Source organism: Streptomyces sp. NBC_01288 (genome assembly GCF_035982055.1).
Lineage (GTDB): Bacteria > Actinomycetota > Actinomycetes > Streptomycetales > Streptomycetaceae > Streptomyces.
This window is the reverse complement of the sequence record NZ_CP108427.1, coordinates 7494940-7520793: the sequence shown is the minus strand read 5'-3', so window position 1 is coordinate 7520793 and position 25854 is coordinate 7494940. Positions and strand designations below refer to the sequence as shown.

21 protein-coding genes are annotated in these 25854 nt (G+C 69.9%); 15 read left to right on the top strand and 6 right to left on the bottom strand.

Going from position 1 to position 25854, the window contains the following annotated elements; all coding sequences use genetic code 11:
* The first annotated feature begins 41 nt into the window (after nucleotides 1-41).
* The 7 genes from OG194_RS33945 (at nucleotide 42) to OG194_RS33915 (ending at nucleotide 6453) form a co-directional block, all read left to right on the top strand.
* Nucleotides 42-602 carry a pyridoxamine 5'-phosphate oxidase family protein gene (locus OG194_RS33945; protein WP_327404582.1) on the top strand — a complete coding sequence of 187 codons (561 nt, stop codon included), beginning with the start codon at nucleotides 42-44 and terminating at the stop codon, nucleotides 600-602.
* Nucleotides 593-1033 (top strand): VOC family protein, encoded by a 441-nt coding sequence (locus tag OG194_RS33940; protein WP_327404581.1) that lies wholly within the window; start codon nucleotides 593-595, stop codon nucleotides 1031-1033. The genes OG194_RS33945 and OG194_RS33940 overlap by 10 nt, the downstream gene beginning before the upstream one ends.
* A gap of 240 nt (nucleotides 1034-1273) precedes the next feature.
* Nucleotides 1274-2149 carry an alkaline phosphatase family protein gene (locus OG194_RS33935; protein WP_327407306.1) on the top strand — a complete coding sequence of 292 codons (876 nt, stop codon included), beginning with the start codon at nucleotides 1274-1276 and terminating at the stop codon, nucleotides 2147-2149.
* A 1-nt stretch (nucleotide 2150) separates the two neighbouring features.
* On the top strand, nucleotides 2151-3542 hold the full coding sequence (locus tag OG194_RS33930; RefSeq protein ID WP_327404580.1) for an MFS transporter: 1392 nt from the start codon (nucleotides 2151-2153) through the stop codon (nucleotides 3540-3542).
* Complete coding sequence (locus OG194_RS33925) at nucleotides 3539-4558, top strand: TolB family protein (RefSeq protein ID WP_327404579.1); 1020 nt, start codon at nucleotides 3539-3541, stop codon at nucleotides 4556-4558. The genes OG194_RS33930 and OG194_RS33925 overlap by 4 nt, the downstream gene beginning before the upstream one ends.
* 476 nt (nucleotides 4559-5034) lie before the next feature.
* Nucleotides 5035-5727, top strand: coding sequence for a hypothetical protein (locus OG194_RS33920; protein ID WP_327404578.1), 693 nt, complete (start codon nucleotides 5035-5037; stop codon nucleotides 5725-5727).
* A gap of 96 nt (nucleotides 5728-5823) precedes the next feature.
* A complete protein-coding gene (locus OG194_RS33915) occupies nucleotides 5824-6453 on the top strand; it encodes a hypothetical protein (protein ID WP_327404577.1) in 630 nt (209 codons plus the stop codon).
* A 22-nt stretch (nucleotides 6454-6475) separates the two neighbouring features.
* Here the strand turns inward: OG194_RS33915 and glnA are convergent, their stop codons facing one another.
* On the bottom strand, nucleotides 6476-7837 hold the full coding sequence (glnA, locus tag OG194_RS33910) for a type I glutamate--ammonia ligase (protein ID WP_327404576.1): 1362 nt from the start codon (nucleotides 7835-7837) through the stop codon (nucleotides 6476-6478).
* A 364-nt stretch (nucleotides 7838-8201) separates the two neighbouring features.
* On the opposite strand from glnA, the gene OG194_RS33905 reads away from it, so the two are divergent.
* From OG194_RS33905 to OG194_RS33885, 5 genes are all read left to right on the top strand, one after another.
* On the top strand, nucleotides 8202-8873 hold the full coding sequence (locus tag OG194_RS33905; protein WP_327404575.1) for a DUF3105 domain-containing protein: 672 nt from the start codon (nucleotides 8202-8204) through the stop codon (nucleotides 8871-8873).
* Complete coding sequence (locus OG194_RS33900) at nucleotides 8870-9499, top strand: DUF305 domain-containing protein (protein WP_327404574.1); 630 nt, start codon at nucleotides 8870-8872, stop codon at nucleotides 9497-9499. The genes OG194_RS33905 and OG194_RS33900 overlap by 4 nt, the downstream gene beginning before the upstream one ends.
* A 266-nt stretch (nucleotides 9500-9765) precedes the next feature.
* Entirely contained in the window at nucleotides 9766-11685 is a 1920-nt protein-coding gene (locus tag OG194_RS33895; RefSeq protein ID WP_327404573.1) for a S53 family peptidase, read from the top strand.
* A gap of 119 nt (nucleotides 11686-11804) precedes the next feature.
* A complete protein-coding gene (locus OG194_RS33890; protein WP_327404572.1) occupies nucleotides 11805-13841 on the top strand; it encodes an NAD(+) synthase in 2037 nt (678 codons plus the stop codon).
* 26 nt (nucleotides 13842-13867) lie between these two features.
* Entirely contained in the window at nucleotides 13868-14140 is a 273-nt protein-coding gene (locus OG194_RS33885) for a hypothetical protein (RefSeq protein ID WP_327404571.1), read from the top strand.
* 61 nt (nucleotides 14141-14201) lie between these two features.
* Here OG194_RS33885 and OG194_RS33880 read toward each other — a convergent pair whose 3' ends face one another.
* From OG194_RS33880 to OG194_RS33865, 4 genes are all read right to left on the bottom strand, one after another.
* Nucleotides 14202-15416 (bottom strand): MFS transporter, encoded by a 1215-nt coding sequence (locus OG194_RS33880; RefSeq protein ID WP_327404570.1) that lies wholly within the window; start codon nucleotides 15414-15416, stop codon nucleotides 14202-14204.
* Nucleotides 15417-15513: 97 nt separating this feature from the next.
* Complete coding sequence (locus OG194_RS33875; RefSeq protein ID WP_327404569.1) at nucleotides 15514-16566, bottom strand: endonuclease/exonuclease/phosphatase family protein; 1053 nt, start codon at nucleotides 16564-16566, stop codon at nucleotides 15514-15516.
* A gap of 188 nt (nucleotides 16567-16754) precedes the next feature.
* The gene (locus OG194_RS33870; RefSeq protein ID WP_327404568.1) at nucleotides 16755-17432 is read right to left on the bottom strand and encodes a TetR/AcrR family transcriptional regulator; all 678 of its coding nucleotides are present in this window, start codon (nucleotides 17430-17432) and stop codon (nucleotides 16755-16757) included.
* Between the two features lie 55 nt (nucleotides 17433-17487).
* Entirely contained in the window at nucleotides 17488-19077 is a 1590-nt protein-coding gene (locus OG194_RS33865; RefSeq protein ID WP_327404567.1) for an MFS transporter, read from the bottom strand.
* A gap of 233 nt (nucleotides 19078-19310) precedes the next feature.
* Between OG194_RS33865 and panB the strand changes: the two genes are divergently transcribed.
* The 3 genes from panB (at nucleotide 19311) to OG194_RS33850 (ending at nucleotide 22280) form a co-directional block, all read left to right on the top strand.
* On the top strand, nucleotides 19311-20186 hold the full coding sequence (gene panB / locus OG194_RS33860; RefSeq protein ID WP_327404566.1) for a 3-methyl-2-oxobutanoate hydroxymethyltransferase: 876 nt from the start codon (nucleotides 19311-19313) through the stop codon (nucleotides 20184-20186).
* 253 nt (nucleotides 20187-20439) lie between these two features.
* Nucleotides 20440-21459 carry an ATP-binding cassette domain-containing protein gene (locus OG194_RS33855; protein ID WP_327404565.1) on the top strand — a complete coding sequence of 340 codons (1020 nt, stop codon included), beginning with the start codon at nucleotides 20440-20442 and terminating at the stop codon, nucleotides 21457-21459.
* Entirely contained in the window at nucleotides 21456-22280 is an 825-nt protein-coding gene (locus OG194_RS33850) for an ABC transporter permease (protein WP_327404564.1), read from the top strand. The genes OG194_RS33855 and OG194_RS33850 overlap by 4 nt, the downstream gene beginning before the upstream one ends.
* 39 nt (nucleotides 22281-22319) lie before the next feature.
* Here OG194_RS33850 and OG194_RS33845 read toward each other — a convergent pair whose 3' ends face one another.
* Entirely contained in the window at nucleotides 22320-25631 is a 3312-nt protein-coding gene (locus OG194_RS33845; RefSeq protein ID WP_327404563.1) for a BTAD domain-containing putative transcriptional regulator, read from the bottom strand.
* Nucleotides 25632-25854: the final 223 nt, after the last annotated feature.

Sequence of the window (25854 nt, the reverse complement as noted above, 5' to 3'; positions counted from 1 at the left end):
GAGAAGCCGATGATCTACGACTCAGGGACCAGGGGCAGCCGATGACCGACAGGGAACCGATCACCCGTCTCGACCCCCGCTACAGCGACCCGGCGGCCACGGCGACGGACTGGCCCGCGGCCGAGACGCGGCTCGCGGCGGCCGAGCAGTTCTGGATCTCGACGGTAGGGCCGGACGGGCGGCCGCATGTGACGCCCCTGCCCGCGGTGTGGGCGGACGGCGCGCTGCACTTCTGCACCGGGCCCGAGGAACGCAAGGCCCGCAACCTCGACGGCAACCCGCACGTCGTGCTGACCACCGGCACGAGCACCTGGGACAAGGGGTACGACCTGGTCGTCGAGGGTGCGGCGGCGCGGGTCGCGGGCGAGCGCCGGCTGCGCGAACTGGCCGCCGCCCGGGAGGCCAAGTACGGCAGCTTCTGGCGCTTCGACGTGCGGGACGGGGCGTTTCATCACGGTTCCGGGTACGCGTACGTCTTCGCTGTGGCGCCGCGCACGGTTTTCGGCTTCGGTAAGGGGGAGCCGTTCAGCCAGACGCGGTGGCGGTTCGAGTGCGTGCCTGACAAAGACGTGCCTGACAAAGGAGTCAAGCCATGGACATGACCCTCGAAGTGATCGTGCTGCCCGTCTCGGACGTGGACCGGGCCAAGGCGTTCTACCAGGACAAGGTCGGCTTCCACGTGGATCTGGACGGCGAGGTGATGGAGGGCGTGCGGATCGTGCAGCTGACGCCGCCGGGGTCCGGGTGTTCGATCGCGCTGATCGACGGGTTGCAGATCCCGACCGGGGTGCCGCAGCCGGGGACGTACCACGGCATGCAGTTGTGCGTGCAGGACGCGAAGGCGGCCTACGACGAACTGACCGCGCGCGGACTTGAGGTGAGCGAGCCGGTGCAGTTCGCGCCGCAGGACGGGGCGACGTTCATGTACTTCAAGGACCCGGACGGCAACGGCTGGGCGATCCAGGAGTACCGGAAGCGTGCCGCCGAGCCGCTGCACCAGGTGCTGGCCCAACTGGCGGCGCTCCAGGAGTAGTTCGCCGGCTTCAGCAGTAGTGGTTCGCCACCAGCAGTAGTTCACCACTTCTTCATCCGCCGGGTTGGGAGCGGTGGGGCGCGGGCATCTTGGCGTGTGCATGCTCGGTTCGCACCGTCACCCCCGTCCTCCCCCCCCCACCCGGAGGTAGATGTGTCCGGCAATGAAGAAGTGTCCGGCGGTCCCGGCAGTTCCGGTGGCCCCGGCAGTTCCTGCGGTCCCGCCAGTCCCGGCAGCTCCGTGTACCGCCGCAGCCGCGCCGCCGTGGCGTCCGCGCTCGCCTTCTCGGCAGCCGCCGTCGGGGTCTGGACCGGGTTCGGAGGCATCTCGGCCGCGCACGCCGCGACCGGGGTGCCCACCCCGGACCACGTCGTCGTGGTGGTGATGGAGAACCACGCCTACAGCCAGGTCATCGGCTCCTCCAGTGCCCCCTACATCAACTCGCTCGCGACCGGCGGTGCCGCCCTCACCCAGTCGTACGGGATCACCCACCCGAGCCAGCCGAACTACTTCGCGCTGTTCTCCGGCTCCACCCAGGGGATCACCAGCGACAGTTGCTACACGGCGGGCTTCTCCTCGGCCGCGAACCTCGCCTCCGAGGTGACCGCCGCGGGCGGCACCTGGGCCAGCTACAACGAGACGCTGCCGAGCCAGGGTTCGACAACGTGCAGCAGCGGCAACTACGCCCGCAAGCACAACCCTTGGTTCGGTTTCTCCAACGTCGCGACGTCCACGGCGAAGACGTTCACGCAGTTCCCGACGGACTACACGACCCTCCCCGACATCTCCTTCGTCACCCCCAACCTGTGCAGCGACATGCACGACTGCTCGGTGGCGACCGGTGACACCTGGGTGAAGAACAACCTCGGCGCGTACGCCACTTGGGCCAAGACCCACAACAGCCTGCTCGTCGTCACCTTCGACGAGGACAACCTGCTCAGCGGCAACCGCATCCCCACGGTCTTCTACGGCCAGCCGGTGAAGGCGGGTTCGACGTCCTCGACCACGTACAACCACTACAACCTGCTGCGCACCCTGGAGGACTCCCAGGGCCTGACCACCCACGCGGGCAACGCGGCCTCGGCCGCCGACATCACCGGCATCTGGGCGTCCTGAGATGTACGTGGCGGACAGCCGCGCCAACGCCGACCCAAGTGCCGGAAGTACTACGGGTATTGCCCGTAGAACGGCGCGGGTGTCCGCCGCCGTGACGCCCACCGTCTTCGCCCTCGGCGCGGTCAGCCTCATCACCGACGTGTCGTCCGAGATGGTGACCGCGGTCCTCCCCCTGTACCTGGTGACAGGCCTCGGCCTCTCCCCGCTGGGCTTCGGTCTCCTGGACGGCGTCTACAACGGCTTCTCGGCACTCGTCCGCCTGGCCGGCGGCCACCTCGCCGACCGGGGCGGCGGCCGCCACAAGTGGATCGCGGGCATCGGCTACGGCATCTCGGCGCTCTGCAAACCGTTGCTCCTGCTCGCCCACACACTCACCCCGATCGGCCTGATCCTCGCCGCCGACCGCACGGGCAAGGGCCTGCGCACGGCACCGCGCGACGCGTTGATCTCCCTCTCCTCCACCCCGGGAAACCGGGGTCGTGCCTTCGGGGTACATCGCGCGATGGACACCGCGGGCGCGCTGCTCGGCCCGCTGGTGGCGTTCCTGATCCTCCGGGCGACGGTGGACGGCTACGACGCGGTGTTCACGGTGAGCTTCTGCGTGGCGGTGGTCGGCGTCCTGGTGCTGGTGCTGTTCGTACCGGGATCGTCGCCAACTGCCGCGCCCCGCACGGAGAAAGCCGTACGGGAGCAGGTCGTAGGCGAAAGGACCGTAGGGGCAAAGGCCGTAGGGGAAAGGGTCGTAGGGGAACAGGCCGTGGGTGAGAAGGCCCTAGGTGAGAAGGCCGTACGCCCGACCCTCCGCGCCGCCTTCGCCCTCCTCGCCCGTCGCGACCTGCGCCGTATCACCGTCTGCGCACTCCTCCTCGGCCTCGCGACGGTCAGCGACTCCTTCGTGTATCTACTCCTGCAACGGCGACTCGGTGTCCCCGACCGCTGGTTCGCGCTGCTCCCGCTCGGCACGGCGGCGGCGTTCCTGCTCCTGGCCGTACCCCTGGGCCGGTTCGCGGACCGTGTCGGCCGCTGGCGGGTGTTCCTGGCAGGCCACGGAGCCCTACTCACGGCGTACGCCATATTGCTGACCTCCTGGCGCGGCACGGCCCTCCCCTACGCCGTTCTCCTCCTGCACGGCGCCTTCTACGCGGCGACCGACGGCGTGCTGATGGCGGCGGCCTCGAACAGCGTGCCGGAGGAACTGCGGTCGTCGGGGCTCGCGTTGGTGCAGACGGGCCAGGCGGCGGCACGGTTCGTGTGCTCGCTCGGCTTCGGTGCGGCGTGGACGCTGTGGGGCGACCGTACGGCGCTCATGGCGTCGGCGGCGGCGCTGGCGGTCTGCGCGGCGTTCGCCCTGACACTCCGCCCCGGCCGATCAGTTCTGGAGCCCGCCTCATGACCCTGCGCAACCGCGTCCTGGTCCTCGTGGCCGCCGTAGCCGCACTCGCCGTAGTGGCGGTGGCCTCGATCCTGCACGCGTCGGCCCGCGCCGAGCGACGGAACGAGACCCAACCCGGCGGCCCGAAGATCACCGCGGGCAGGATCACGCTCACCGCACCCGGCACCATGGTGTTCCGCAACATGGCCTGGGGCCCGCACCGCGACGAACTCACCACGGTCCCGGCGTCCGATCCCTCCGGCCCCCGCACCGCCGCAGGCGTCAAGTGCCTGCGTTTCTACGCCAGTTCGGGCACCGGGGTCTGCCTCCAGGCGGTCCACGGCACGGTCTCGGACACGTACCGCGCGCTGATCCTCGACGCGCACCTCAAGGAGACGGCCCGTTACGACGTCCCCGGCATCCCCTCCCGCGCCCGCGTCTCCCCCACCGGCCACTTCGCCGCGTGGACGGCGTTCGTGGGCGGCGACTCGTACGCCGGGACGAACTTCTCGACGCGGGCGGCGATCGTGGACACGAGGACGGGGAAGCTGATCCCGACGTTGGAGTCGTTCCGGATCGTCAAGGACGGCCACGTCTACCACTCCGCCGACGTCAACTTCTGGGGCGTGACCTTCGCGTCGGACGACCGCACGTTCTACGCGACGCTGGCGACGAAGGGCAGCACCTATCTGGTGCGGGGCGACCTGCGCACGCGGACGGTCACCACGCTCCACACCAACGTCGAATGCCCGTCCCTCTCCCCCGACGGCACGCGCATCGCGTACAAGAAACGCGTGAAGGGCCTCCCGAAGGACGCCCCTTGGCACCTCTACGTCCTCAACCTCCGCACGCTGCGCGAGACTTCGCTGGCGGAGCCGAGGAGCGTCGACGACCAGGTCGTCTGGCGCGACGACCACACGATCGTCTACGCCATGCCCGGCGACTACGGCGCCGACCTGTACAGCGTGCCGGCGGACGGCACGGGAAGCTCCCGGCGGATCAGCAGCGCGGCGGTGTCTCCCGCGTACGTGCGCTGACGCGGGCCGTCATCGAGCGGGGCCCAGCGTCTCGTCCAGCACCCGCGGCCGGTCCCCGTGGCCCAGTCCACCCGCCATGAGCAGGTCGCGCCAGTCGGTACGGGCGAGCCGGACCGCCGACCGAAACCGTTCGACGTCCCCGGCCGCGATCCGGCGCGCTGCGGATCCTGGCGGTCGAACTGGAGGCGAGAATCCCGCGCCGGACATCGGCGTCCGGAAAGTCGCGCCGGATCCTCCTGAGAAGCCGGTCGCCGATCAGGTCCTCGTCCATGCCACCCCCTGGCCGGAGGCTAACGACCCCGCCGGACCGGCGGAAGTGCGACGGCCCTGTGACGGGCAGGTGAACTACGCCCCAGCCGCAGGTCAGGCAATTGATTGGCCCCTGGGGGACGGCTGTCCGAACAACTCCCCGGCGTCGAATCTCGGTGTCAGACGCCCGGCGCACGCTGCCGGCGCACGACTCAGAGGAGACAAGGGTGACGGTCAACGCCGGCACGCGCCGTAGTGGGGATTCCGTGGTCGCACGGAAGAAGACAGGGAAGAAGTGGATGGGGCTGGCGACGCTGGCGCTGGCACCGATGGTGCTGCTCGCGTCCCCCGGGGTCGCCTCGGCGGCCAGCCAGGAGTGCCTGCAGAACTCGGAGAACTCTTCGCACGACATGGCCGGCAACTCGTCGACCGACCACCAGACGCAGTCTGTGGGCGTGCAGCAGGCGAACAACACCTGGCAGGACTGGGTGTGGCGCGGCCCGACATTCCAGTGCCCGTGGAACGTGCCGAGCTGCTCCTACGCCTGGCAGCAGTCGAAGACGACGGGTTGGCAGTACTCGGCCGGCCTGAGCATCAAGGTCCCGATTCCCGTCATCGGGAACGACCTGGCCAGCCTTACCCCGTCGTACAACCGAAGCGGCTCCACCACCACGTCGTACACCTTCACGACCAACCTGAGCCCGGGGCAGTTCGCCCAGCCGATCCAGGTCGTGCAGCGCCGCTGGACGCAGGGCGTCTACAAGGGCATCTACCACTCCACCGGCGCGAAGTGCACGCCGAGCCCGAGCAACCCGAACGGCAAGGCGTACGAGTACACCTGGTCCCCCGACGAACGCTGGGGCAACTGGACGACCAACCTCAAGGTCAGCGACTACGGGACGTACAACGTCTGGAAGTGATCAGCCCGCTTCCGCTGGGGCACCTGGCCGGTCGGCGAGGTGCCCCAGTGACCCGAACGTCTCCCGCTCCGCCCAGACCAACAGGACTTGATCTCCATGACGGTGCGTCGTCGTCTCTTCCGTGCTGCCGCCGGTTCGCTCACCGTGCTCGCCTGCGGTCTGCTGGCCGCGTGCGACAGCACCGCCCACGCCACGCCTTCGGCCGCGGCTACGGCTGCCATCGCCGCGCCGAGCCCCACGCCCTCGGTGAAGACGCTGCCGCCGTCGCAGCTGTGCACCGTGCTGACCGCGGGCGTCGCCCGGCGGATCGTCCCCGACGCCCGGCTCGCGGCCCGGGTCAGCCCGAACAAGGGCGCCGCCCCGGACGTCTGCGACTACACCTCCGCCGACGGCCGCTCGACCCTGTCCCTCACCCCGGCGTCCCGCACCTACGCAGCGGAACTCTCCGCCGCGCACAACCTGGCCGCGAACCCGTCCTCGGCCGGAATGCGCGACGTACAGGTCGACGCGGTGAGCGGCCTGGGCCGGCAGGCGTTCCGCGAAACCGCGTACCAGACCCAGGCGAAACAGCAGCTCACCTTCGTCGTGTGGAAGGCGGGATCCCGTAACTGGGTCCTGACCTACGCGACCGCCGCGAACACGCCGTCGGCCCCGGCCACCGTGTCGGACGACAAGGTGACCGGGGCCGCCCGATCGATCACGGCGAAGCTGCCTACCGGCAAGTGAGCCTGCGCAGACGAACCCCCGCTTACAGCACCGGCAGGTTCTTCCGCAGCTCGAACGCGGTGACCTCGCTCCGGTACTCCTCCCACTCCGCCTTCTTGTTGCGCAGGAAGAAGTCGAAGACGTGCTCGCCCAGGGTTTCGGCGACGAGGTCGCTGCGCTCCATCAGGGTCAGGGCCTCGCCCAGGTTCTGCGGGAGCGGCTCGATGCCCATCGCGCGGCGTTCCGCGTCGGAGAGGGCCCAGACGTCGTCCTCGGCGCCCGGGGGGAGTTCGTAGCCCTCTTCGATGCCCTTGAGGCCGGAGGCGAGGAGGAGGGCGTAGGCCAGGTACGGGTTCGCGCCCGAGTCCAGGGAGCGGACCTCCACGCGCGCGGAGCCGGTCTTGCCGGGCTTGTACATCGGGACGCGGACCAGGGCGCTGCGGTTGTTGTGGCCCCAGCAGATGTACGAGGGGGCCTCGCCGCCGGCGCCGGCCGTGCGCTCGGAGCCGCCCCAGATGCGCTTGTAGGAGTTGACCCACTGGTTGGTGATCGCGGAGATCTCGCCCGCGTGCTTCAGCAGGCCCGCGATGAAGGAGCGGCCGACCTTGGAGAGCTGGTACTCGGAGCCGGACTCGTAGAACGCGTTCCGGTCTCCCTCGAAGAGGGAGAGGTGGGTGTGCATTCCGCTGCCCGGGTGTTCCGAGAACGGCTTCGGCATGAACGTGGCCTGCACGCCCTGCTCCAGTGCCACCTGCTTCATGACCAGGCGGAACGTCATGATGTTGTCCGCCGTCGAGAGGGCGTCGGCGTAGCGGAGATCGATTTCCTGCTGGCCCGGGGCTCCCTCGTGGTGGGAGAACTCGACCGAGATGCCCATCGACTCCAGCATGGTGATCGCCTGGCGGCGGAAGTCCATGCCCACGTTCTGCGGGGTGTGGTCGAAGTAGCCGGAGTTGTCGGCGGGGGTGGGGCGGGAGCCGTCCAGGGGGCGGTCCTTCAGGAGGAAGAACTCGATCTCCGGGTGGGTGTAGAAGGTGAAGCCCAGGTCGGAGGTCTTGGCGAGGGCGCGCTTCAGCACGTAGCGCGGGTCCGCGAAGGACGGGGAGCCGTCCGGCATGAGGATGTCGCAGAACATGCGGGCCGTGCCGGGGGCCTCCGCGCGCCACGGCAGGACCTGGAAGGTGGAGGGGTCCGGCTTGGCGATCATGTCGGACTCGTAGACCCGGGCGAAGCCCTCGATCGCGGAGCCGTCGAAGCCGATGCCCTCGTCGAAGGCCTGTTCCAGCTCGGCGGGGGCCACGGCGACGGACTTGAGGAAGCCCAGCACGTCCGTGAACCACAGCCGTACGAACCGGATGTCGCGCTCCTCCAACGTCCGGAGCACGAACTCCTGCTGCTTGTCCATCTTCCGCTTCCCCATCCTTGCTGGTCAGGCCGCCTGTCCTCGTACCGCAGGAGGCGGTCGGGCACCTGAGCATCCCACCACAACACCATTTCGTGCGCGTTGCCGACCTTGATCGACAGACCGACCTCGGACTGAACGGCTCGCGTACGGCGGGTGTCCTGCGCTGTTGCCCCTCTTCCGACCATCTTGCCTGCTCGGACTGACATTCGTAATGCCTGGTCCGGGGGTGACCCTGGTGTTCCCCTGACTTTGCTGTGGGCGCCCTACGAGAACGTGTTTCTGCCCACTACGATCAGCAGGGCCCGACCTTCCTGCCCCCGCCCCTTCCCTCCCCGTCCCTTCCCCCAAAAAGGACACATACCTCATGGGTTCCGCCAAGAACACCGGTACCGCGGCGCGCAAGGCCCGCATCGAGGAGATGCGGCGCGCCGAGCAGTCGCGCGAGCGACGCACCCGGATCGTGAAGATCGCGGCGAGCGCGGTGGTCGTCGCCGGTCTCGTCGTCGGCGGTGTCGCGGTCGTGCACGCCCAGTCCGGCAAGAAGGACAGCTCGGCGAGCGACTCCAAGAACTCCGCTTCGGGTCACTTCGTCGCGGGCGCGGACGGCGTGAACACGTGGAAGGGCACGCTGGGCCGCACGCATGTCACGGGCACGGTGAAGTACCCGATGCACCCGCCGGTCGGCGGCAACCACAACCCGGTCTGGCTGAACTGCAACGGCGACGTCTACACCAAGGCCGTCAAGGACGAGAACGCGGTGCACGCGCTGGAGCACGGCGCGGTGTGGGTGACGTACAACAAGAAGGCCTCGGCGGCCGACATCAAGGCGCTCGCGACCAAGGTGAAGTCGACGCCGTACTCGCTGATGAGCCCGTACGACAGCCAGAAGGACCCGATCACGCTGTCGGCGTGGGGGCACCAGCGGACCGTGAAGAGCGCGAGCGACCCGGCCGTGAACACGTTCTTCGAGAAGTTCGTGCAGGGCAGCCAGACGCCGGAGCCGGGCGCCGCGTGCACGGGCGGGCTGTCGCAGTGAGGTCCGCGGCTCTGATCGCGGGGGCCGCGGCGACGGCGCTCATCGCGGCCGGCGCGATCACGTACGCGGTCGCCGAGGACGGCAGCGGGTCCGGCAACTCCCCCACTCCTACGGCCGATTCGGCGGACGCGGGCTTCGCGCGGGACATGGCGGTCCATCACCAGCAGGCCGTCGAGATGTCGTACATCGTGCGGGACCGGACGAAGAACGTGGAAGTGCGGCGCCTTGCATACGACATCGCGCAGACGCAGGCCAACCAACGGGGCATGCTGCTGGGCTGGTTGGACCTGTGGGGGCTGCCGAAGGTGTCCGCGGACCCGCCGATGACCTGGATGGGCATGGGTGACATGGCGTCCGGCAAGGACGGCGCGCTGATGCCGGGGATGGCGACCAACACCGAGCTGAAGAAGTTGAACACGCTGAGCGGCAAGCCCGCCGAGGTGCTCTTTCTTCAGCTCATGACGGACCACCACAAGGGCGGTATCCACATGGCCGAGGGGTGTGTGGACAAGTGCCGGGTGGGGGTGGAGAAACGGCTGGCGCAGGGGATGGTCGACGCGCAGCAGTCGGAGATCCAGTTGATGGCCGACATGCTCAAGGAACGTGGCGCAAAAGCGCGTTCGTAAAGCATGCCCGGTCGTTCGTTACACGCCCGTAAGGAAAAAAGCCCCCAATTCGCCCTGGGTGACGGTTCCTTGGGTGTCTCTTGACTTTTGCGTTCCCCTGGCATGAACGGTTCATCGAAAGAGTGGCCCCCACGTGTGATCCATCCACGGGCCTTCCCGCCGCGGGTTCCGTACGGATCGACGACGACCAACCACTCCATGCGTCGAACCGCATAGCAGGGGGTTTTATGAGATCCAATCGCGCCACCAGGCGCGCCGGCGTGAGCATGGCAGCGACACTGCCCATGATCGCCGGGGCGCTGGCGCTCGGCATACCCGCGGCGCACGCCGCGGACAGCCCGGGCCGGGACACGCTCGCGGGCACCAAGCCCGCGTGGGCGACGGCCAAGGCGGACAAGGGAGCGACCTCCGACAGCTCCAAGGTCTCCGCCCGGGTCTACCTCGCCGGCCGGAACGCCTCCGGTCTCGCGGCGTACGCCAAGTCCGTCTCGGACCCGAGTTCGGCCGTGTACGGCAAGTACCTGAGCGCCGCTCAGGTACAGCAGCGCTTCGGCGCCACGACGGCCCAGGTGACCGCCGTCAAGTCCTGGCTGAAGTCCGCCGGGCTGAAGGTCACCGGCACCACGCAGCACTACGTCACGGTCTCCGGTGACGTGGCCGCGGTCGAGAAGGCGTTCAGCACCTCGCTGCACAACTACTCGAAGGGCGCGAAGACCTACCGCGCCCCGTCGAAGACGGCCTCCGCGCCGGACAGCCTCAACGGTGCCGTCCTGACCGTCACCGGTCTCGACAACGCGCCGCACACGGCGAACCACGACGACGCGCTGCCGGGTCCGACCGCGGTGTTCAAGAACGCGGGGCCGTTCTCCTCGTACTACGGCTCCAACACCGCGACCACGCTGCCCAGCGCGTACGGCAAGAAGATCCCGTACGCCGTCGAGGGGTACACCGGCAAGCAGCTGCGTGCCGCCTACGGCGCGGGCAAGTACACGGGCAAGGGGGTGCGGGTCGCGATAACCGACGCGTACGCCTCCCCGACGATCGCCTTCGACGCGGCCAAGTACGCGAAGAACCACGGCGACGCGTCCTGGAAGACCAGCCAGCTGCACCAGGTCCTGCCCTCGCAGTACACGAACACCGGCGCCGACGAGTGCGACGCCTCGGGCTGGTACGGCGAGGAGACCCTCGACGTCGAGGCCGTGCACGCGGTGGCTCCGGCCGCCGACGTCACGTACGTGGGCTCCGCCTCCTGCATGGACGACGACCTGCTCGACTCGCTCAGCAAGGTCGTCGACAACCACCTGGCCGACATCGTCTCCAACTCGTGGGGCGACATCGAGGCCAACCAGACCCCGGACCTCGCGGCCGCCTACGACCAGGTGTTCCAGCTGGGCGCGGTCGAGGGCATCGGCTTCTACTTCTCCTCCGGTGACAACGGTGACGAGGTCGCCAACACCAAGGTGAAGCAGGTCGACACCCCGGCCAACTCGGCGTGGGTGACGGCGGTCGGCGGTACTTCCCTCGCCGTCGGCAAGGGCGACAAGTACCTGTGGGAGACCGGCTGGGGCACCGAGAAGGCCACGCTGTCCACGGACGGCAAGAGCTGGACCAGCTTCCCCGGCGCCTTCACCTCGGGCGCGGGCGGCGGCACCAGCAAGACGGTGGCCGAGCCCTTCTACCAGAAGGGTGTCGTCCCGGACGCGCTCGCCAAGGCCAACAGCGCCACCGGCAACCGCGTCGTCCCGGACATCTCGGCGATCGCCGACCCGAACACCGGATTCAAGGTCGGCCAGACGCAGACCTTCCCCGACGGTTCGGAGCAGTACAGCGAGTACCGGATCGGCGGCACCTCGCTCGCCTCCCCGGTGATCGCGGCGGTCCAGGCCCTGGCCCAGGAGGCGCGCGGCGGCAAGGCGATCGGTTTCGCCAACCCGTCGATCTACTCCAAGTACGGCACGAAGGCCTACCACGACGTGACCGACAACCCGACGGGCTCCGGCCTGGCGGTGGCGCGCGTGGACTTCGCGAACGCGTTCGACGCCTCCGAAGGCCTGCTGACCTCGGTCCGCAGCCTCGGCAAGGACAGCTCGCTGTCCGCGGTGAAGGGCTATGACGACGTGACCGGCGTGGGCACGCCCGCGGACGGCTACGTCTCGTCGTTCAGCCGCTCGCAGGGTCACCACTGACCTCGTAGCGGCAACAAGTAGCGAGTAGTCACCTGTAAATGGGGTGGCGTGGGGTGCACCACACCTCACGCCACCCCATTGCGTCGCCCTGACGATTACAGGCGATTACAGTGGTGCCCGTGCCTCCACTGAACTTCTGGTCGATCTATCAGCACGGCTTCGCCCGGGTCGCCGCCTGCACGGGTCACACCGTGATCGCGGACCCGCACGCCAACGCCGAGGCCGTCCTGCGCCACGCTCGCCGGTGCGACGAGGAGGGCGTCGCCGTCGCCGTCTTCGCGGAGATGGGCCTGTGCGGCTACTCCATCGAGGACCTGCTCCTCCAGGACGTCCTCCTGGACCAGGTCGAGGAGGCGCTGCGGGAGGTGGTGACGGGGTCGGCGGACCTGCTGCCGGTGCTGGTCGTCGGGGCCCCGCTGCGCCACCGCAACCGGATCTACAACTGCGCGGTGCTGGTGCATCGTGGCCGGGTCCTGGGTGTCGTACCGAAGTCGTATCCCCCGAACTACCGCGAGTTCTACGAGCGCCGCCAGATCGCCGACGGCGCGGACGAGCGCGGCGGTTCGATCCGAGTGGGCGGCGAGAGCGTGCCGTTCGGGGTGGATCTGCTGTTCGCCGCGCAGGACGTACCGTCCCTCGTGCTGCACGCGGAGATCTGCGAGGACATGTGGGTGCCGGTGCCGCCGAGCGCCGAGGCCGCTCTGGCGGGCGCGACGGTCCTCGTCAACCTCTCCGGCAGCCCGATCACGGTAGGCCGCGCCGAGGACCGCAAACTCCTCTGCCGCTCGGCGTCCGCGCGCTGCCTCGCCGCGTACGTCTACGCCGCGGCCGGCCTCGGCGAGTCGACCACCGACCTGTCCTGGGACGGCCAGGCGATGATCTACGAGAACGGCGCACTGCTCGCCGAGACGGAACGCTTCCCGCTGGGCGACGAGTACGCGGTGGCCGACATCGACCTCGACCTGCTGCGGCAGGAGCGGCAGCGGATGGGCACGTTCGACGACAACCGCCGTACGCACCGGGCGAGGACGGCCGACTTCCGCACGGTCTCCTTCGAACTCGCCCCGCCGCTAACCGACTTGGGACTCCGCCGGCGCCTGGAACGCTTCCCGTTCGTGCCGGCCGACGCGGAGCGCCTCGCACAGGACTGCTACGAGGCGTACAACATCCAGGTCGAGGGGTTGCAACAACGCCTCGCCGCGATCGGCGGCCCGAAGGTGGTCATCGGGGTGTCCGGCGGCCTCGACTCGACGCACGCGCTGATCGTCGCCGCGCGGGCGATGGACCGCGCGGGGCGTCCGCGCGGCGACATCCTGGCGTGGACGCTGCCCGGTTTCGCGACCAGCGACCACACGAAGGACAACGCGCACGCGTTGATGCGGGCGATCGGCGTCACGGCGGCCGAGCTGGACATCACGCCGACGGCACGGCTGATGCTGAAGGAGATGGACCACCCCTTCGCCTCCGGCGAGCCGGTGTACGACGTCACCTTCGAGAACGTCCAGGCGGGCCTGCGCACGGACTACTTGTTCCGCCTCGCCAACCAGCACAACGGCATCGTGCTCGGCACGGGCGACCTCTCGGAGCTGGCGCTCGGCTGGTCCACGTACGGCGTCGGCGACCAGATGAGCCACTACAACGTCAACTCGGGCGTGCCGAAGACCCTCATCCAGCACCTGATCCGCTGGGTCGTCAGCAGCGACCAGTTCGACGAGGAGACCGGCAAGATCCTCACCGCGATCCTCGACACGGAGATCAGCCCGGAACTGGTACCGGGCGAGGAGATGCAGTCCACGGAGTCGAAGATCGGGCCGTACGCGCTGCACGACTTCACGCTGTTCCATGTGCTGCGGTACGGGTTCCGGCCGTCGAAGATCGCGTTCTTGGCGTGGCACGCGTGGCACGAGGTGGGGGCGGGGGCTTGGCCTCCGGGGTTCCCTGAGGCGAAACGGGTTGCGTACGACCTTCCCGAGATCCGGTCGTGGCTGGAGGTGTTCTGCCGGCGGTTCTTCGGGTTCGCGCAGTTCAAGCGGTCGGCGATGCCCAATGGGCCGAAGGTTTCGGCGGGGGGGTCGTTGTCGCCTCGGGGGGATTGGCGGGCGCCTTCGGATGGGTCGGCGACTGCCTGGCTGCGGGATCTGGAGCGGTTCGACTAGAGCTGTTCCGGGGCCCGGCCGTCACCATGGGGCTCGGGACGACGACGGCCCATGCGGACCCCGGAATCCCGGACGTCGGCTACGGGCACGCCAACAACCCCGATTCGGTCGGCTGTGCGCAGTCCTTCGTGAACAACTACCACTGGGACACGACCCAGTCGGCGGTCAACGGGATCCTCGGCAAGAACACGGGCGGGGTCGTGCTCAAGCACATCAAGCGGTACCCGCTGTCGATCGACTACCGGAAGGCCAGTCGCCGCGCCCACGAGGTGCCTTCGTACGGCGTCATCCTCAACTGACGCCCGTCGAGCGGCCGGTGCCCCTCCCCACCGACCGGGGCGGGTGGGAGGGTGGGCAGGGTCAGGGGCGCAACGCCGGTGCCTGTTCGGGGACGTGGGTCGCGACCACGCGCTCGCGTCCCGGTACCGCCCGCCGCCGGTCCACCGTCGCCGCCGTAGCCGCAACTCCCAACCCCAGCACGGCCAACACCGCTCCGGCCACCGCAGGCGACGTAGCGCCGAAGCCCGCCGCCAGGGCGAGGCCGCCGATCCAAGCGCCGCCCGCGTTGGCCAAGTTGAAGGCTGCCTGGTTTGCGGAGGAGGCCAACGACGGGCCTGCCGAGGCCTTTTCCATGACCATCAGCTGGAGCGGGGAGCCCGTGACGAACGCCGCCATGCCCAGCAGGATCACCGCCAGGGCTGCCGTCCACTCCGTCGTCATCAGGAGGGGGAACAGGGCCAGGACGACGGCCAGGGATGTCAGGCCGCCGAAGAGGGTGCCGCGGAGGGAGTGGTCCGCCAGGCGGCCGCCCACCAGGTTGCCCGCCGTCGCGCCTACGCCGAACAGGGCCAGGAGGAGCGTCACGCTGCCCTCCGCGAAGCCTGCCGCGTCCGTCAGCATCGGGGTGATGTAGCTGTAGGCCGAGAACAGGGCGCCGAAGCCGGCCACTGTGGTGCCGAGGGCCAGCCAGACCGGGAGGGAGCGAAGCGCCGCCAGTTCGCGGCGCAGGCCCACCGCGGGCGCGTGTGCGTGGTCGCGCGGGATCAGGAACGCCAGGGACGCTATCGCCGCGACGCCGATCACGCTCACGCCGAGGAACGTGGCCCGCCAGCCCAGGTGCTGGCCCATCAGCGTGGCCGCCGGTACGCCCACGACGTTGGCGACCGTGAGGCCCAGGAACATCAGGGAGACGGAGCGGGCCTTGCGTTCGGGCGCGACCATCGTCGTGGCGACGACCGCTCCTACGCCGAAGAAGGCGCCGTGCGGCAGGCCGCTCAGGAAGCGGGCCGCCAGGAGGTAGTCGTAGTTCGCGGCGAAGGCCGAGAGGACGTTGCCCGCCACGAACAGTGCCATCAGGCCGATCAGGACCGTGCGGCGGGACAGGCGGGCCGTGACCGCGGCGAGCAGCGGGGCGCCGATGACGACGCCCAGCGCGTACGCCGAGACCAGGTGGCCCGCCGTGGGGATGGAGACGTTCAGGTCGTCCGCGACCTCGGGCAGAAGGCCCATGATCACGAATTCGGTGGTGCCGATACCAAAAGCGCCGACGGCCAGAGCGAGCAGGGCCAGGGGCATGGAAGAGCCTGTGCCTTTCGGGGGAGAGCGGAGTTCCGTACTGCTGAGCTTAAGTTCAGTTACGGAACAAAGGCTCCCGGGCCCGCTATTCCACGCGCTACGAGCTCGTGTCGAGGTTCACACGGGCCGCGATCGGGAGGTGGTCGCTGCCCGTCCTGGGCAGGGTCCACGAGGTGACCGGCTCCACGCCCTGGACCATGATCTGGTCGATCCGCGCCATCGGGAACGACGCCGGCCAGCTGAACCCGAAGCCGCTGCCCGCCGCGCCCTGCGTGGAGCGCATCTGGGAGGTGACGGCGTTCAGCGAGCGGTCGTTCATCGTGCCGTTCAGGTCGCCGAGGAGGATCTTCCGCTTGAGCGGCTCGGCGGCGATGGCCTCACCCAGCGCGTCGGCGCTCGTGTCGCGCTGCCGGGCCGTGAAGCCGGCCTGGATCTTCACCCGCACCGAGGGGAGGTGGGCGACGTAGACCGCGATCTGTCCCTCGGGGGTCGCGACGGTGGCGCGCATCGCGCGCGTCCAGCCCAGCTTTATGTCCACGGCCTTGACGCCGGTCATCGGGTACTTGCTCCACAGCCCGACCGTGCCCTCGACCGCGTGGTACTTGTACGTCGAGGCGAGGGCCTTCTCGTACGTCGGGACCGCCGAGGCCGTCAGTTCCTCCAGGGCGACGATGTCCGCGCCGGACGCGGCGACGTCACGGGCCGTACCGGCCGGGTCGGGGTTCTCCGCGTTGACGTTGTGCGTGGCCACCGTCAGGTCGCCGCCGGTGCCGGTCTTGTCGCTGAGCAGCAGTCCGCCGAAGAGGTTCAGCCACACGACCGTCGGGAGGACGACGGCGATGAGCGCGGTCGCCGACTTCCGGACCAGGCCGAGGACCAGGAGGACCGGGATCGCGAGCCCGAACCACGGCAGGAACGTCTCCGTGAGGCTGCCGAGGTTGCCGATCCGGTTCGGGATGCGTGAGTGCAGCAGCATGACGAGGGACAGGAGGATCGCGAGCGCGGCGAGGACCAGGCCCCGGCGCCAGATCCTGGGATCGTCGCGCCAGCCACCCGTCAGTCTGTTCCACAGGCGCCGAAGCCGGGATCCGCGCGGCTCGTCCCCCGAGCCGCCGTCGTCCGTCTCCGTCACATACGCCTGCTGTGCCATACCGTCGCCTCACTACCTGCCGTGCACACCATCGTCCCCGCGCCTACGACCCTAGGGGATGATCGGTTCCGATCCGCCGTCCCATGACGGCCGTACGGGCACGAGGACGAACAAGTCGGTGTCCGGAGTTCCGAACACGCGCGGCGGGAGCGGCTTCTGTGACGGAACGCGCACATTCGGACGGTTACTCAGTTGGCAGGCCTGACGGGTCGTAGGGCCACCAGCACCGTGTCGACGAGGAGTTCCGACAGGCCCTCGGGGAGGTCCGCGTCGAAGCGCATGACGGTGCGCAGGAGCATCGGGCCGACCAGCATGTCGTTCATCAGCTCGGGGTCGAGGTCGGTGCGGAGTTCGCCGTTCTCCTGGGCCCGGCGCAGGAGGTCGACCTGCTTGCGGCGGCGGGGTTCCACGACGGTCGCGTGGTAGGCGGTCCACACCTTCGGGGTGCTCTTCATCTGCGCGTACACGTTGTGCAGGAGCGCCGAGGACCGGGTCATCAGGCCGCGCTGGCGCAGCTGTTCCATCATGGCGACGAGGTCGTCGCGCAGGGAGGTGCCGGGCAGTTCGGGGTCCTGCGGCTCCGCCTCGCGGACGACATCGACGAACAACTCCTCCTTGCCCGGCCAGCGGCGGTAGATGGTGGCCTTGCCGACTCCGGCGGTACGGGCGATGCGCTCGATGGAGAGTTCGGCCAGCGGCACGCCTTCCTCCAGGAGCTTCATCACGCCCTCCGTGATGGCCCGTTCGACGGCCTCGCTGCGCGGACGCCCCCTGGTGGGCGCGCACGGCGGCCGAGTCCCGCTGTCGGTGCCATCGTCGTTGCCATTGGCGGTACCGGTGGCGGTGCCGTTGTCGGCAAGGCTCACTTCACTCCGTCCCTTCCGCTGTTCCCCCCGTTCCCGTCTCAGGTGATTGTCGTCGCTATTCCCCTACGACGACCAACTCCGACTCCTCCTTGCCCTCCTGAGGGACCGGAGGCCTGCCGGGCAGGAAGAGGAACGCCACTACGGCGCCGATGAGCGCGACGCCCGTGCCGCACAGGGCGGTGACGTGCATGGCGTGCAGGAAGGCGTCGTTGGCCGGGGTGACCAGGGCCCTGCCCTGCGGGCCGAGCTTCGCGGCGACACCGAGGGTGGCCTCGATGGACTCGCCGGCGGTGTCGCGCAGGGCGGCCGGTACCGAGCCGAGCTTGCCCTCGATGCCGTTGCGGTACGCCGTGGACAGCACCGAGCCGAGGACGGCGATGCCGAGGGCGCCGCCGACCTGGCGGAAGGTGTTGCTCAGCGCGGACGCGGAACCCGCCTTCTCGCGCGGCAGCGCCTGCATGATGACGACGCTGGTCGGGGTCATCACGTGGGCCATGCCGGCGCCCATGAAGAAGAAGATGACCTCCAGGATCCAGATGGGCGTGTCCGCCTTGAGGGTCGCGAAGGCGGCGAGCATCCCGGCGAGCACCAGCAGGCCGACGCCGGTCGTGATCCTGTTGCCGAACCGGTTGACGACCAGCCGGGCCCGCGGCGCGAAGATCATCTGTGCGGCGGCCAGCGGCAGCATCAGCAGGCCGGTCTGGAGCGGCGAGTAGCCGCGCACGCTCTGGGTGTAGAAGACCGAGAAGAAGGTCACGCCCATCAGCGCGAAGAAGACCAGCGCGATGGCGGCGATCGCGGCCGAGAACACCTTGTTCTTGAAGTACGTGACGTCGATCGACGGGTGGTCGCTGCGCTTCTCGAACCAGACGAACCCGGCGAGCACGACGACACCGGCGATGATCGTCGCCAGCACCTTCGGTGCCGTGAAGTCGGCCAGCTCGCCGCCCTCGATGATGCCGTAGACCAGCAGGACGAGGCCCACGACGGACAGGACGACGCCGACCGGGTCGAGGCGGCCGGGCTTCGGGTCGCGGGAGTCGGGGACCAGCCAGATCATCAGGGCGAGGGCGACCAGCACGATGGGCACGTTGATCAGGAAGACCGAGCCCCACCAGAAGTGGTCGAGGAGCACGCCGCCGGTGATCGGGCCGATCGCGATGGCGAGGCCGACGCCGCCGGCCCAGATGCCGATGGCCTTGGGCTGCTCGTCGCGCTCGAAGACGTTCATGAGGACGGCGAGGGTGGCGGGCATCACGAACGCGGCGCCGAGGGCCATCAGGGCGCGGTAGCCGATGAGTTGGTCCGGCGAGCCGGACTCGGCGGCGAGCGCGGAGCCGATGCCGAACACGACGAGTCCGCCGAGCAGGACCTTCTTGCGGCCGATCCGGTCGCCCAGGAGGCCCGCGGTGAACAGCAGACCGGCGAAGACGAGGGTGTAGGCGTTGATCGCCCACTCCAGCTCGCTCTGGGTGGCGCCCAGGCCGGTCGGGGCCGGGGTGGAGATGGTCTTGATGGCGACGTTGAGGATCGAGTTGTCGAGCACCACGATGAGCAGGCTCAGCATCAGCACGCCGAGGATGGCCCAGCGACGGCGGTGCACCGCTTCGGGTATCCGGGTGCCGGGGACGGGTGGAGTGGTCATGCGGTCCAGACTAGGGAGCGCCGGGCCAATTACGATACGGGACGGTGCCGTATCGTAAATATTTTACTCAGGCCTTACGTATGCCTTCTTACGCATGGGCCTCCTTAAGCATGCCTTCGTACGTGACGCGGGCGACTGGGGTCCCTCTGGCCCTCTGTGGCACGAGGTGCCACCATGGAGGGGATCTGGGGACGCCGTAAGGGTGCCTCAAGATGACTGAAGGAGCCGTTGCAATGACGCAGCTTTCGGCTGCCCAGGCTGGGAAGAACAGCTCCTCCGACGGCAGCAAGGCGCTGTACGGAGGCAAGGGCACACGCCGCATCACCGTCCGGGACATCGCCCTCGCCAAGGAACGCGGCGAGAAGTGGCCCATGCTCACCGCCTACGACGCGATGACCGCGTCCGTCTTCGACGAGGCCGGGATCCCGGTCATGCTCGTCGGTGACTCGGCGGGCAACTGCCACCTCGGGTACGAGTCGACCGTGCCGGTCACCCTCGACGAGATGGCCATGCTGTCCGCGGCCGTCGTACGGGGCACGAGCCGCGCCCTGATCGTGGCCGACCTGCCCTTCGGCTCCTACCAGGAGGGTCCGGTGCAGGCGCTGCGCTCGGCGACCCGGCTGGTGAAGGAGGCCGGGGTGGGCGCCGTGAAGCTGGAGGGCGGCGAGCGGTCGCACGAGCAGATCCGGTTGCTGGTCGAGTCCGGGATTCCGGTCATGGCGCACATCGGTCTGACCCCGCAGTCCGTGAACTCGATGGGGTACCGGGTGCAGGGGCGGGGCGAGGAGGCGGCTCAGCAGTTGCTGCGGGACGCGAAGTCCGTGCAGGACGCGGGGGCGTTCGCCGTTGTACTGGAGCTGGTTCCGGCGGAGTTGGCGGCCGAGGTGACTCGGGTGCTGCACATTCCCACGGTCGGGATCGGGGCCGGTGCGGAGACCGACGCCCAGGTCTTGGTGTGGACCGACATGCTGGGACTGACCGGCGGGAAGATGCCGAAGTTCGTGAAGCAGTACGCGGATCTCCGAGGGGTCATGGGGGACGCGGCGAGGGCGTTCGCGGAGGATGTCGTGGGCGGGACGTTCCCTGGTGAGGAGCACTCCGTCCACTGACCGGTCTGGCCCATCTGAGCCATTGCGGCACCACGCAGCCCCGCCGATCTTCCCCCGTCGGCGGGGCTGCCCCTTTGTCGCCTGCCGCCCGACCCTGGGGGCTCCGCCCCCAGACCCCCATCGGCCCTGAAGGGGCCTCGTCCTCAAACGCCGGACGGGCTGGATTTTGCCGGTCGGAGTTTTGTAGGCGGCTGTCGGTGGCTGTCGGTGGGATGTAGGCGTTCTGTCGGCAGGCCCTGGCACTGTCATCCGCATGACGCGAATCGACATGAATTCCGGCGGCACGGCCGTGTCCGTGCGGGGGCTGGTCAAGCATTACGGCGAGACCAAGGCGCTGGACGGCGTCGACCTGGACGTCCGGGAGGGCACCGTGATGGGTGTGCTCGGGCCGAACGGTGCCGGTAAGACCACCCTCGTACGGATCCTGTCCACGCTGCTCGCCCCGACCTCCGGCGAGGCCACCGTCGCCGGCTACGACGTCCTGCGCCAGCCCCGCCAGCTGCGCCGGGTGATAGGCCTCACCGGCCAGTACGCCTCCGTGGACGAGAAGCTCCCGGGCTGGGAGAACCTGTACATGATCGGGCGGCTGCTCGACCTGTCCCGCAAGGACTCCCGGGCCCGCGCCGACGAACTGCTGGAGCGGTTCTCGCTGACGGACGCGGCCAAGCGGCCGGCGAGTACGTACTCCGGCGGTATGCGGCGGCGGCTCGACCTCGCGGCCTCGATGATCGGGCATCCGCAGGTGCTGTTCCTGGACGAGCCGACCACCGGGCTCGACCCCCGCACCCGCATGGAGGTGTGGACCGAGGTGAAGTCCATGGTCGGCGGCGGCGTGACCGTGCTGCTCACCACCCAGTACATGGAGGAGGCCGAGGCGCTCGCCTCCGAGCTGACCGTCGTCGACCACGGCAAGGTCGTGGCGGGTGGCGCCATCAATGAGCTGAAGGCGAGGGTCGGGGGGCGGGCGTTGCGCATTCGGCCTGCCGATCCGTTGCAACTGCGGCCGCTGGCAAGGGCGTTGGACGAGCTGGGCATCACCGGACTCGCCACCGTCACCGTCGACGTGGAGAGCGGAACCGTCCTGGTGCCGATCCTCAGCGACGAGCAACTGACCGCCGTCGTCGGCGCGGTGAGCGCCCGCGGCATCACCATCGCCTCCATCACCACCGAACTCCCCAGCCTGGACGAGGTGTTCCTGTCCCTCACCGGACACCGCGCCAGCGCCCCGCAGGACTCCGTGCCCACCCACGACCGCGAGGAGGTCGCCGTATGAGCGCCGTCACCGTGAGCCCCGCCGGCGTATCGGCGGCGGACCCCCGTATCCCGCTGCGCAACCATCTGCGCCACACCGGCGCGCTGATCCGCCGCAACCTGCTGTGGATCCGGCAGGACCCGGAGTCGATGTTCGACGCCATCCTGTTCCCGGTCATCTTCACGCTGCTGTTCGTGTACGTCTTCGGCGGCTCGATCGGGCAGTCGCTCGGCGGCGGGCAGGAGGCGTACGTGCAGTACGTCGTGCCCGGCCTGCTCGCCATGATGGGCATGAACATGGCCCAGGGGGTGGGCACCGGCTTCAACACCGACTTCCACACCGGGGTCATGGACCGGTTCCGGTCGCTGCCCATCGGGCGCGCCTCGGTGCTGATCGCCAAGATCTCCGTCGAGATGATGCGGATGCTGGTCGCGTCCGCCGTGCTGATGGTCGTCGGTGTCCTCGTCGGCTTCCACATCCACCACTGGCTCGGCATGCTCGCCGCGATCGGACTGTCCGCCGTGTTCGGCTCGGCCCTGATGTGGGTGTTCCTCACCCTCGGCGTGACCATGAAGAGCGCGCAGTCCGTGCAGGCCATGGGCTTCCTGGTGCTGATGCCGTTGCAGTTCGGCTCGTCGATCTTCGCGCCGACCGGGTCGATGCCGGGCTGGCTCCAGAACTTCACCGACTACAACCCGCTGTCCGCCCTGGCCGACGCGGCCCGCGGGCTGATGGTCGGCGGCCCGGTCGCCCACGGCGTGCTGCTGACGCTGGCCTGGTCGGTGGGGCTCACCGCGGTGATGGCCCCGATCTCGATCTACAAGTTCCGCACCAAGACCTGACCCGGCCGTGCGTCCCGTCCCACCGGGTCCGTGCCGGCCTCACACCAGGGCGGCAGCCTCCCTCGCGGAGAGGCTGTCGCCTTCGGCGTACTCGGTCTCGTACGACTCATAGGCCGCGTCGCCGAGCACGGCGCGCGCTCGCAGCTCGGCCTGGCGGTACACCTCGCGCTCGACGGAGGTCGCGACATGCCCCTGCGGCAGCAGCGCCCGCGCCGCGACGAGGCAGCGGACACCGACCTTGGCCCGGCTGCCGCCGTCGACTTCGACGAGGACGACCGCGGCGACCCCCAGGTACAGGGAGACCATGTTCGGGGCGATGGCCTCGGACAAGGGGTCACCGGCCCGCTCCAGCGCTTTGCGGACCTTGTCCAGGGACTCCTCGTAGTTCCCGTCGACCGCCTCCACCCACGCCTCCGAGCCGAGGATGAACGCGTCGAAGACGACGAAGTGGGAGATCGGGAACTCCTCGCGCAGCAACCGCATCTCCTCGCGTGCCTCCTCGACGCGGCCGGACATGGTGAGCCGGCTCGCGAGGAACATCCGGGCGGCGGGCATCGCCTCGCTGCCCTGCCCGTGCTGCTGCTCGATCACCTCGCGCAGCAGGCGCTCGCCCCGCTCGAACTCGCCGGCCTCGATGAGCGCGCTCCCCAGCCGGGCGCCGAGTACGGCCGTCTGGCCGTGGGCGCCGAGCCGTTCGGCCTGTTCGATCGCGGCCTCGTAGTCGAGGGCAGCCAGTCGGTAGTCGCCGGTGCGTTCCCGTGCCTCGGCGCGGGCGGAGAGCGCCTCGGCGGAGCCCCAGGCGTCGCCGAGGCGGCGGAAAATCTCCAGCGACTCGTCGGCGTCCCGGGCCGCGTCGCCCGCCCAGTCGGTGCGGTTGGCGAGCATGTTGGCGCGCATCTGGAGGGTGGTGGCCAGCTCCCACTCCATGCCGGGGTTGGTGCGGCAGGTGTGGATGTCGGCGTCGAGGATCACGGGCAGCCGCTCCACGCCGCCGCTGAGCAGCACGGCGAAGAACCAGAACATGCCGGGCGTACGGCAGGTCTGCGGCAGGCCCGGTTCGTAGACCTCGGCGATGAGGCGCAGCTTCTCCTTCGCGGCCGGCGCCTCCCAGGCGTCCAACTCCGTGTCCATACAGGCCAGATGCGCGAGATGGAGTCCGCGCCGGGCCTCGGCGAGGAGTTCTCCGGTGAGCGGGGGCGGAACGTCGGTGCAGCGCTGCCAGACCGCGGCGGCGCGCTGGACGGGGGTGGCGAAGGGGTCCGGCCCCAGGGCCATGACCTCGACGCACCAGTTGCGGGCCTCCATGCGGACGTCGCGCATGTGCCAGTACCAGGTCAGCGACAGGACGAGGCAGATCGCCTCCTGCTCGTCGCGCTCGGCGACGGCATGCCGCAGGGCGGTGCGGAGGTTCTCGTATTCGAGCTCCAGTCGTCCTACGGCGGCGAGTTGGCCGGGGCCGCGCAGCAACGGGTCGGTGGTGCGGGCGAGTTCGCGGTAGTACGTCAGGTGGGCGCGCTCGGCGCGGGGGCGGCGGCCGGCCTCGTCGAGCCGTTCGCCCGCGTACTCGGCGACGGTCTCCAGGAGCCGGTAGCGCATCTCCCCGTCGCCCGAAGGGGCCGCCACCACAAGGGACTTGTCGACGAGGGAGCCGAGCGTCTCGAACGCGACCGGCCCGCACACGGCCTCGGCGGCGGCGAGGTCGCAGCCGCCGGCGAAGACGGACAGGGTGCTCAGCACGTCCCGTTCGTCCGCGTCCAGCAGGTCCCAGGACCAGTCGACGACCGCCCGCAGGGTCTGCTGGCGGGGCCGCAGCGTACGACTGCCCGAAGTGAGCAGCCGGAAGCGGTCGTCGAGCCGGTCGGCGATCTGACGCGGCGTCAACATCCGTAGCCTGGCTGCCGCCAGCTCGATGGCGAGGGGCAGTCCGTCGAGGCGCCGGCAGATCTCGGCGCAGGCCTCGGGGTCGTCCTCGACGCTGAACCCGGGCCGGGCGGCGGCACCCCGGTCGGCGAGCAGCCGTAGCGCGACGGGGTCGGGCAGTGGCTCCACCGGGCGCAGCAACTCGCCCGGTACGCCCAGGGGTTCACGGCTGGTGGCGAGCACGGTGAGGGCGGGGCAGCGCTCCAGCAGGGTCTCCACGAGGCGGGCGGCGGCGTCCACGACGTGCTCGCAGTTGTCGAGGACGATCAGCATCCGGCGGCTGCCGCAGTGTTCGGCGAGCCGGTCGACGGGTTTGTCGTGCCGCTCGCCGCCGGCGGCCCGGATCGCCTCGGCGCCGGCGCCGTACATCACGGTCTCGCGCGCGCCGACGGCGGTGAGGACGGCCGTCGGTACGGCGTCGGGGTCGTCCACGGGGGCGAGTTCGGCCAGCCACACCCCGTCCCGCGCCGCGTCCCGCACCCCTTCGGCGGCCTCCTGCGACAGCCGCGTCTTCCCGGCCCCGCCGGGTCCGAGCAGCGTCACGAGCCGGGCCGAGGCGAGATCACCCCGGATGACGTCGATGTCGGCCTCCCGGCCGACGAAGGAGGTGAGGCGGGCCCGGAGGTTGCCGGGGGGTGGGGTGGCTCGGGGGGAAGAGACGACCACGGGGGTGGGGGTGGACGTACTGGGCGCGGGCGCGGGGGCGAGGCTGAGCAACTCCCCGTGCAGCGCCCGCAGTTCGGTACCCGGGTCGGAGCCCAGCCGGTCCGCGAGGAGCTGTCGTACGTCCTCGTACGCGGCCAGTGCCTCCGCCGTGCGGCCCGTCGCGCGGAGGGCACGCAGGCGTAGCGACTGGAGGGGTTCGTCGAGGGGGTGGGTGTCGCAGAGGGCGGTCAGTTCGGGGAGGGCGGTGTCCGCGTCGCCGAGGGAGACGGCCGCGGTGAGGCGGGCGCGGCGGGCGTCCAGGTGGCGGGTCTCCCAGCGGGCCGCCTCCGCCGTGCGGTCGGGGAGGTCGGCCAGGGCCGGGCCGCTCCACAGGGCGAGCGCGTCGTCCAGGACCTCGGCCGCCTTCGCGGGGTTGCCGTCGGCCAGCGCCCGCAGCCCCTCCCCCGCCAGCCGCTCGAAACGGTGCAGGTCGATGTCGTCGGGGGCGGCGGCGAGCCGGTAGCCGCTCTCCGCCGAGGTGATCGCGTCGGCGCCGAGCGCCCGGCGCAGCCTGCCCACCAGCGCCTGGAGCGCACCCGTGGCGTCCGCCGGCGTGTCCACGCCCCACACCTCGTCCACCAGGAGGCTCGCGGGCACGGTCCGACCGGGCCGCAGGGCGAGCACGGTGAGCAGGGCGCGCAGCCGCGCCCCGCCGACCGGGACGGGCGTACCGTCGGGTCGTAGTGCCTGGGTGGTGCCGAGAATGCGATAGCGCACGGGGTCCATTGTCTCCGGTGGCGTGGAAAGCGGTCACGGGGTTGCGGCGGCGCGGCGCCGGGCGCGCTACGACGCCTCCCCAAGAAGCGCCCGAGGGGTGACGGGGTCGTAGAACGCGTGCCAGAGTCCCATGTCCCCACCTTCCCCGGAACCGACGGCCGCTCGCGAGACGTTTTCCCCCCGTGCCCGGTACCGTCGGGCTTCGCGTCCACCGACCCAGCAGGGAGCCCGC